The organism is Duganella caerulea, from assembly GCF_040362985.1.
Classification (GTDB): domain Bacteria; phylum Pseudomonadota; class Gammaproteobacteria; order Burkholderiales; family Burkholderiaceae_D; genus Rugamonas; species Rugamonas vulcania.
Map to the genome: position 1 here is coordinate 84,588 of NZ_BPWJ01000016.1, position 8,005 is coordinate 92,592.

General features: G+C 64.9%; 6 protein-coding genes. 2 read left to right on the forward strand and 4 right to left on the reverse strand.

The annotated features are described in order from the left end of the window. Positions 1 to 200 precede the first annotated feature (200 nt). Complete coding sequence (locus ACUJB0_RS30000; protein ID WP_444848457.1) at positions 201 to 1,754, forward strand: RNA/DNA-binding domain-containing protein; 1,554 nt, start codon at positions 201 to 203, stop codon at positions 1,752 to 1,754. Here the strand turns inward: ACUJB0_RS30000 and ACUJB0_RS30005 are convergent. From ACUJB0_RS30005 to ACUJB0_RS30015, 3 genes are read right to left on the reverse strand one after another with little or no spacing between them, the layout of a single operon-like run. Continuing rightward, the gene (locus ACUJB0_RS30005; RefSeq protein ID WP_444848458.1) at positions 1,751 to 3,445 is read right to left on the reverse strand and encodes an amidohydrolase; all 1,695 of its coding nucleotides are present in this window, start codon (positions 3,443 to 3,445) and stop codon (positions 1,751 to 1,753) included. The two genes, ACUJB0_RS30000 and ACUJB0_RS30005, sit on opposite strands and share 4 nt — an antisense overlap. Positions 3,446 to 3,505: 60 nt before the next feature. After that, entirely contained in the window at positions 3,506 to 4,669 is a 1,164-nt protein-coding gene (locus ACUJB0_RS30010) for a hypothetical protein (protein WP_444848459.1), read from the reverse strand. Positions 4,670 to 4,700: 31 nt separating this feature from the next. Then, on the reverse strand, positions 4,701 to 5,132 hold the full coding sequence (locus tag ACUJB0_RS30015; protein WP_444848460.1) for a type 2 periplasmic-binding domain-containing protein: 432 nt from the start codon (positions 5,130 to 5,132) through the stop codon (positions 4,701 to 4,703). A 201-nt stretch (positions 5,133 to 5,333) separates the two neighbouring features. Here ACUJB0_RS30015 and msbA point away from each other — a divergent pair, with 201 nt between their 5' ends. After that, positions 5,334 to 7,157: a lipid A export permease/ATP-binding protein MsbA gene (gene msbA, locus ACUJB0_RS30020; RefSeq protein WP_444848461.1), complete on the forward strand. Its 1,824-nt coding sequence runs from the start codon at positions 5,334 to 5,336 to the stop codon at positions 7,155 to 7,157. On the opposite strand, the gene ACUJB0_RS30025 is transcribed toward msbA, so the two are convergent. Beyond that, positions 7,142 to 7,843, reverse strand: a complete 702-nt coding sequence (locus ACUJB0_RS30025; RefSeq protein ID WP_444848463.1) for a 2OG-Fe(II) oxygenase — start codon at positions 7,841 to 7,843, stop codon at positions 7,142 to 7,144. The genes msbA and ACUJB0_RS30025 overlap by 16 nt on opposite strands. Between the last annotated feature and the right edge of the window lie 162 nt (positions 7,844 to 8,005).

The window sequence follows — 8,005 nt, forward strand, 5'->3', positions numbered from 1 at the left end:
CGGCCACGCGCGCAACAACGCGCGCGCAGCCAGCGCATCCTCAAAGGATAAGTTGTATATACAACCAAGTCAATCAGTTTTTAAGCGGATCGGAGGGAACGAATCGTTCCTGAGCTTGTCAAATATGTCATCAGTCCTTGCAGTCCCTTGCTTGATATCTTGCCAGCATTCGCCGGCGCACGCTCACACGGAGCTTCAATATGGTTGCCCTGCCGATCAACCTGCAGAATCTGTTGCGTCACCGCACGGTGGAAAGCGAACGCATTGAATACAAGGCAGCGTGGAATCCCGACGCGATTGTCCGCACCCTCTGCGCCTTCGCCAACGACTTTGAAAACCTCGGCGGCGGTTACATCATCATCGGTCAGGATTGCGACGCCAGCGGCCGACCGGTCGCGCCGCCTGCGGGACTGGCCGAGAATCAGATCGATAAAATCCAGCGGGAATTGCTGGCCGCATGCCAGCAGATACGGCCACCCTACTTCCCCAGCCTGACGATTTGCGAGGTGGACGAGCGCAAGCTGATCGTATTGCATGCGCCGGGCGGCATGCACCGTCCGTACAAGGCGCCGTCCTCGGTGTCGTCCAGACATAAGACTTGGCATTACTACGTCCGCCGCTACAGCAGCACCGTCGAGGCGCGGGGCGATTGTGAGCAGGAGCTGTTGAGCCTGACCGCCAATGTGCCATTCGACGACCGGATGGCACGGCAGGCGCAGGTAAGCGATCTGTCCAAGCCTTTGATGCTGGCCTATCTTCAAGAGGTGGGCAGCGCGCTGGCAGACTATGTGGATGAGCTTTCCGTCGAAGACCTGGGCCGCCAGATGAACGTGGTGGAGGGCCCCAGCGAATGTCCTTGCCCCAAGAACGTCGGCCTGATGTTCTTCAGCGAGACGCCAGAACGGTTTTTCCCGTACACGCAAATCGACGTGGTCTGGTTCCAAGGTGGCCCAGGCGATGATCACTTCGATGAAAAGATATTCAAAGGTCCCTTGGCACGTATTACTCGCGATGCCTTAAGCTACATCGAGCGAAACTACCTGCACCAGACGGTACTCAAGCACCCCGATCGGGCGGAGGCGACCCGCGTATGGAATTTCCCCTACGCGGCCATCGAAGAAGCGGTGGTCAACGCGGTCTACCATCGCTCGTATCAGGAGCGGGAGCCGATCGAGGTACGCATCATGCGCAATGAAATACTAGTGCTCAGCTATCCAGGTCCGGACCGGTCGATAAAATTGGCGGACTGGATCGCCGGACATGCTGCATGTCACCGCTACCGGAACAGACGCATCGGAGAATTCCTGAAGGAACTTGGCTTGACCGAGGGCCGCTCCACCGGCGTGCCAAAGATCTTGAAGGCCATGGCAAGCAATGGCTCGCCGCCGCCGCAGTTTGACACGGACGAGGATCGCAGCGGGTGCATGGTCCGGCTGCCGGTTCACCCGCTGGCTCAATGGCCCGGTCAGTCCGGCATGAGCATTACCCCGGAAGTCACCCCGGAAGTCACCCCGGAAGTCACCCCTCAAGTCGAACGCATGATCAGACTGCTGATCGGTGAATGGCCGCGCCTGGAACTACAGCAAGCGCTGGGGCTTAAGGACGACGACCATTTCCGCATGGCCTATCTGCTCCCCGCCATGGAAGCGAGATTGGTGGAAATGAAGTTCCCCGACAAACCCCGCAGCAGCAAACAGCGCTACCGGCTAACCCCGGAAGGCCAGCAATGGCTGAAGCAGCACGCCGACGATTAATCCTGCCGCTTCTCCCTCTTGTACACCCGCTTGCCGCCCATCCAGGTCTGCAGCACCTGCGTCTTGCCGATCTGCTCGGCCGGCACTTTGAACAGGTCGCGGTCGATCAGGATGAAGTCGGCCCACTTGCCCGGTTCCAGCGTGCCGATGACGTTTTCCTGGTGCGCCGCATAGGCCGCGTCCAAGGTGAAGCAGCGGAACGCTTCGGTCAGCGTCATCGCCTGGTTCTTGTACCAGCCGCCCGCCGGCACGCCGGCATTGTTCTGCCGCGTCACCGCCGCATGCAAGCCCTCGAACGGATTCGGCGACTCCACCGGGAAGTCCGATCCGCAGGCGATGCGCGAACCCTGGTCGAGGAAAGTGCGCCACGCGTACGCGCCCTTGATGCGCTCATGCCCCACGCGCTGCTCGGCCATGTTCTGGTCCGAGGTCGCATGCGTCGGCTGCATCGACGGGATGATGCCCAGCGCCTTGAAGCGCGGGATGTCCTCCAGCGCCACCACCTGTGCATGCTCGATGCGGTGGCGCAGTTCGACGTTGTTATATTTCGGGATCAGCTGCGCGTAGGCGTCCAGGATCTGGCGGTTGCCGGCGTCGCCGATGGCGTGGATATTGACCTGATAGCCCGCCTTCATGGCCTTGTTCATCTTGGCCAGCATTTCCGAGTTCGGATAGAACAGCAGGCCGCTGGTCGACGGCATGTCGCTGTAAGGCGCCAGCAAAGCCGCGCCACGGCTGCCCAGCGCGCCGTCCGCGTACAGCTTGACCGCCGCCAGCGCGTACACATCGTTGCCGTAGGATTTGAGCGGGCCTTCCTTGGACAGCTCGTCGAAATCGGCCGTGGTGTCGCCGATCATCGCGTACACGCGGGTGGTGAGCTTGCCGTGGTCCGCGTAATCGCGATACAGGTCGTCCTGCACCACGCGGATGCCGGCGTCGTGCACGCTGGTCAGGCCAACCTTGGCCAGCGCCAGCAGCGCGTTATCCAGCCTCGCGCGCGCCTCCACCGGCGTCGGCAGCGGCACCACCTTGTCGACCAGCTCCATGGCGGCGTCCACCAGCACGCCGCTCGGCTTGCCGGAGGCGTCGCGCTCGATGCGGCCGCCTTTCGGGTCCGGCGTATCCTTCGTGATGCCGGCCATTTCCAGCGCCTTGGTGTTGACCCAGATGGCATGACCGTCGACCCGGTGCAGCAGCACCGGACGATCGCCCACCACCGCATCCAGTTCGGCGGCGGTCGGGAAGCGGCCCAGCTTCCACACTTCCTGGTTCCAGCCGAAGCCCACCAGCCACGCGTGCTTGGGATGCGCGCGGCCGAACTCCGCCACCGCCCGCACCGCGCCGCCCAGCGAGGTGGCGCTGAACAGCTCCACGCCGGAGGCGATCTCGCCCAGCTCGAACACGTGGCCGTGGGCGTCGATCAGTCCTGGCAGCAGGGTCCTGCCCTGCGCGTCGATATGCTCCGCCTTCGGCAGCCGCAGCGCCGTCTCGCGCTCGCCGCCCACCGCGACGATGCGGCCCAGGTCATCGAAGGCGAGCGAGGTGAATCGCTGCAGGGTGCCGGCCGCGTTCAGCGTGTAGCCGTTGGCATGGTCGATGATGGTGTCGGCCCGCGCCAGCGGCAGGACGGCGGACAGGGCCAGGCTGACGGCGGCGGCCAGCGGGACGGGCGAAAACGGGTTTGTGCGCATTAATACTCTCCATTCGGAAGCAAGAACAGAGTGTAGCGCACAACCCGCCAAATACAACGTCTAGAACACGCCCTGCAGCGAGACCGACAACAGGCGCGAATCGCCGAAGAACGGGTAGCTGTAGTGCGACTTGTCCTTGCTGACGTCGTACTGCACCTTCAGCGCAGTGTTCTTGCGGAAATCCCAGCGCAGCGACAGGTACTGCGTGTTGCGCGCCTCGATCGGCTCGTTGACGGTGGTGTAGCGCGAGAAGGTGTACATCGGCGTCCACGCTTCGTACTGGTAGCCGACGCCGACCAGCGCGTACTTGTAGACGTTGTTGAGCCCCTTGCCGGCGTCGACCTGCTCGTAGCGGTCCAGCTCCGACTTGACCAGCCAGTTCTTGTAGTCGACGTTGGCCGACAGCCCGGCGATGCGCGTGCTCTGGCCGTCGACGAAGGAGACCCGGCCCGCCGGCGTGTCCTGCCAGGTGGTGTCCTTGTAGTGCATCAGCATGGCGCGCACGTCGAAGATGCCGTTGTTGGCCGACACATAGCCGCCCACCATGCTCTTCCACGATTCATGGGTCGGCGTGGCGTAGTAAATTTTGGTGTCGTAGGTGTCGTTGTGCTGGGTGTAGCCGCCGGTCCACATGTGGAAGGTGGCGGCCCAGTCGGACTGGCCCAGCTGCGTGCGGTAGCTGGCGTTGGCGCCTTGGTAGGCGTAGATCGGCCAACCGTAGACGTCCGGCGCCGGCCGCACCCACGGGTAGGCGTAGCCGATGTACAGGTAGTCGCTGTAGTAGTACAGCGGAATGCGGAACTGGCCGGCCTGGAAGGTCCAGGCGGAATCGGCTGCCGGCTGCCAGGTCAGGTAGGCCCAGTCCAGCGTCGGTGTCAGGCCGTGGCCGGGATTGTGCGCGCGCACCACCACCTGGGCCGTGGCCGACAGCGTGGGCGAGAACTCCTTCTTCAGCTGGAAGCCGACCAGCGATTCCTGGTTGACCTGCCAGCCCTCGCTGCGTTCATAGACCGCCGCGTACTCCCAGTTCTGCACCGTGCAGGGGCATTTCCACTGCATGTAGTCCCACGGCGCGCCGCTGCCCTGCGCCTTGCCGCTCAGCACGCGGGCGCCGGTCAGGTTGTAGAAGCCGGTCAGCTTGAGCGTGCCGTCGTCGGTCAGGTCGGTGGCGCCGGCGGTGCCGGCCAGCGCGGCCAATGCCAGCGCTATCAGTGTTTTTTTCATCGAGCAGACTCCAGTAAGGGGAACACGCGGGTCAAGGGACGATCGCCACGACCTTGACGGTGTCGTCCACCGCCGATTTTTCGATGTAGCCGATGGCGCTGACGTTGTCCGCCACCGCTTTCTTGACCTCGGCACTGCTCTTGTATTCCTTGGGCGCCTTGCCCTTGCCGGTGAAGACGATCTTGGACCAGATGGCCTCGACCTGGGCCGGCGACTTCTCCAGCACTTTCTTGCAGAATTCGGCGCGCAGCGGCGAGCCTTCGGCCTGCTCGACCGGAATGAACTGCACCGAGCCGCCGAGGAAGAACTGCGCGGCCTGCGAGGGGAACATGCGGGTGGCCGGGTTTTGCGGATTGACGATGATTGCCAGTTCGGCCCGCGCCGTCAGCGTCGCGCCGCCCAGCGCCACCGCGGCGAGCAACAACGCCAGGCGCCGTCGCGTAAAGAGCAATTGCAGATCCATATCACCTCTCCGGCTAAGTACAGAAGGAAACTATCGCTGTGCGAACTCATTCTAGTCCACGTCCTTTTGCGCCAAAGTAATTTTTGGAAAGGTAAAGGTTTTCCCTTGCGCTGCTGTTTCGATTGCGCAACGCGCGGCCTTGCATGCCGGGCGGGGCAAGCCGGTTACAATGCAGTCTTTGTAGCCCGATTACCACATCACGTGTCCAGCCGATTACTCTACCTGCGCCTGCTCCAGCAGTTCCGTCCCTACATGTGGCTCGGCGCCCTCACCCTGTTTGCGGTCGGCATGGCCGCCGCCGCCGATGTGTTGTTGATCCGCCAATTGCAAAACGTGGTCGACGCGCTGGCGCCCACGCACAGCCTGGGCGCCCGTCCGGCCGCCGGCCTGCTGGCCGAGATGCAGCAATGGCTGGGCCGCCTGCTGCCCAACGATCCGGCCAACGCGGCGCTGTGGTCGATTCCGGCGGTGATCCTGGGCCTGGCCGTGATGCGCATGTTTTCCAGCTTCGTGGCCGAATATGGCGCCGCGTGGCTCAGCAGCCGGGTGCAGGCCAACCTGCGCGAGCTGATGTTCGCGCGCGTCATGCGCCTGCCGAACGGCTACTTCGATCAATCGTCCACCGGCACCACGCTGTCGCGCGTGGCCTTCGACGCCGCCCAGGTGGCGCAGGCCGTGCTGACCGTGTTGAACGTCGCGGTGCGCGATTCGGTCGCCGCCGTTGGTTATCTGGCCACGTTGTTCATCGTCGACTGGCAGCTGGCCCTGTTCTGCCTTGGCCTGCTGCCGCTGGTGGCCGTCATCGTCACCTTCGCCGGGCGCCGCATGCGCCACCTGAGCAAGAGCGCGCAGGCCGCCATGGGCGACCTGACCAATGTGCTCGACGAGAGCATCAGCGGCCAGCGCGTGGTGAAGATCTTCGGCGGCCAGAAGTACGAGCAGGCCCGCTTCGACGGCGTGGTCAAGGTCAACCGCCAGCTGGCCGTCAAGCACGCGGCGACGTCGGCGCTCAACTCCGGCATCATCATGCTGCTGATCGGGATCACGCTGTCGTCGGTGATCTACTTCGCGCTGCTGCGCGCGCACGCCGGCGCGCTGACGCCGGGCGCCTTCGTGGCTTTCATGTCGTCGCTGATGGCGATGCAGTCGCCGATCAAGAACCTGACCAAGATTAACGAGCCATTGCAGCGCGGCCTGGCCGCCGCCGAATCGGTGTTCGGCCTGATCGACACCGAATCCGAGGCCGACACCGGCACCCGCACGGTGGACCGCGCCGTCGGCCGCCTGGCGCTGGAGGACGTGAGCTTCCGCTACAGCGCCGACCCGGACGCCAAGCCGGCGCTGGACCATGTGTCGCTCGACATCGCGGCCGGCGAGACGGTGGCCCTGGTGGGCAGCTCGGGCAGCGGCAAGACCACGCTGGCCGGCCTGCTGCCGCGCTTCTACGAGGTCAGCGCCGGCAGCATCAAGCTCGATGGCGTCGACCTGCGCGACTACACCATGGCCTCGCTGCGCAAGCAGATCGCGCTGGTCAGCCAGGATGTGGTGCTATTCAACGACACGCTGGCCGCCAACATCGCCTACGGCGATCCGGAGCCGTCGATGGAACGCATCGAGGCGGCGGCGCGCGCGGCCCATGCGCACGAATTCATCGAGCGGCAGCACGACGGCTACCAGACTTCGGTTGGCGAGAATGGCTTGCGGCTGTCGGGCGGCCAGCGCCAGCGGCTGGCGATCGCGCGTGCGCTGTACAAGAACGCGCCGATCCTGATCCTGGACGAAGCCACCAGCGCGCTCGATACGGAATCCGAACGGCTGGTGCAGGCGGCATTGGAAGTGCTGATGCGCGGCCGCACCACGGTGGTCATCGCACACCGCCTGTCGACCATCGAGAACGCCGACCGCATCGTGGTGCTGGACGGCGGCCGTATCGCGGAAATCGGCAGCCATGAGACGCTGCTGGCGCAGCATGGCATCTACGCCCGCCTGTACCAGACGCAGAAGAGCGTTCAGGTGGCGTCGTGAAAAATCAGTCCCAGCGTGTGGCGCGAGCCTGAGCGCAGCCTGCTCACGCCGTGCCGCATCGCCACCCGGTAGACGCCGCGCGCGCCCTGCGCCGGCCGGTGGTTGACCGGGAAGATCACCATGTCGCCGCGCTTGAGCGGCACCACTTCCACCCGCGATTGCATGCGCGGGCGCTGCTCGGTCAGCACGAACTCCCCTCCTTCGAAATCCTTGCCCGGTTGGCTTAGCAGTATCGCGGCCTGCAGCGGGAACACGTGTTCGCCGTACAGGTCCTGGTGCAGGCAGTTGTAGTCGCCGGCGGCGTATTGCAGCATCAGCGGCGTCGGGCGCTGCTGGCCGGCGGCGTGGCAGCGCGCCAGGAAGTCGGCGTGGTCGGGCGGGAAGCGGGCTTCCATGTCCATCAACTCGTGCCAGCGGTTGGCGATGTCGGCCAGCGGGCCATACAGCGACTGGCGCAGCGCCGAGATCATCGACGGCAGCGGGTAGCGGAAGTACTGGTATTCGCCGCTGCCGAAGCCGTGCTGCGACATCACCACCCGGCTGCGGAACAGCGACGCTTGCCGGTATTGCGCGGCCATGGCGATGCACTCGTCGGCGGTCAGCATGCCGGGGACGATAGCGTAGCCGTGCGCGTTGAGCTCATCGGCGATGGCCTGCCAGTCCAGCCCCGCCACGTGCACCGCGATGCCGGCCGCCGCGCCCACCGCCTTGCGGGCGTTGGCCAACGCCAGCGCGCTGGCGGCGGCTTGGGCGGCTGCGGCGACGGCGACGGCGGCGGCGTTAGCGTCCAAGGACGCGGGGGCGCCAGCGGCGGCCGATGCGGCGGCGTCCGGGGACGCGGGGGCGCC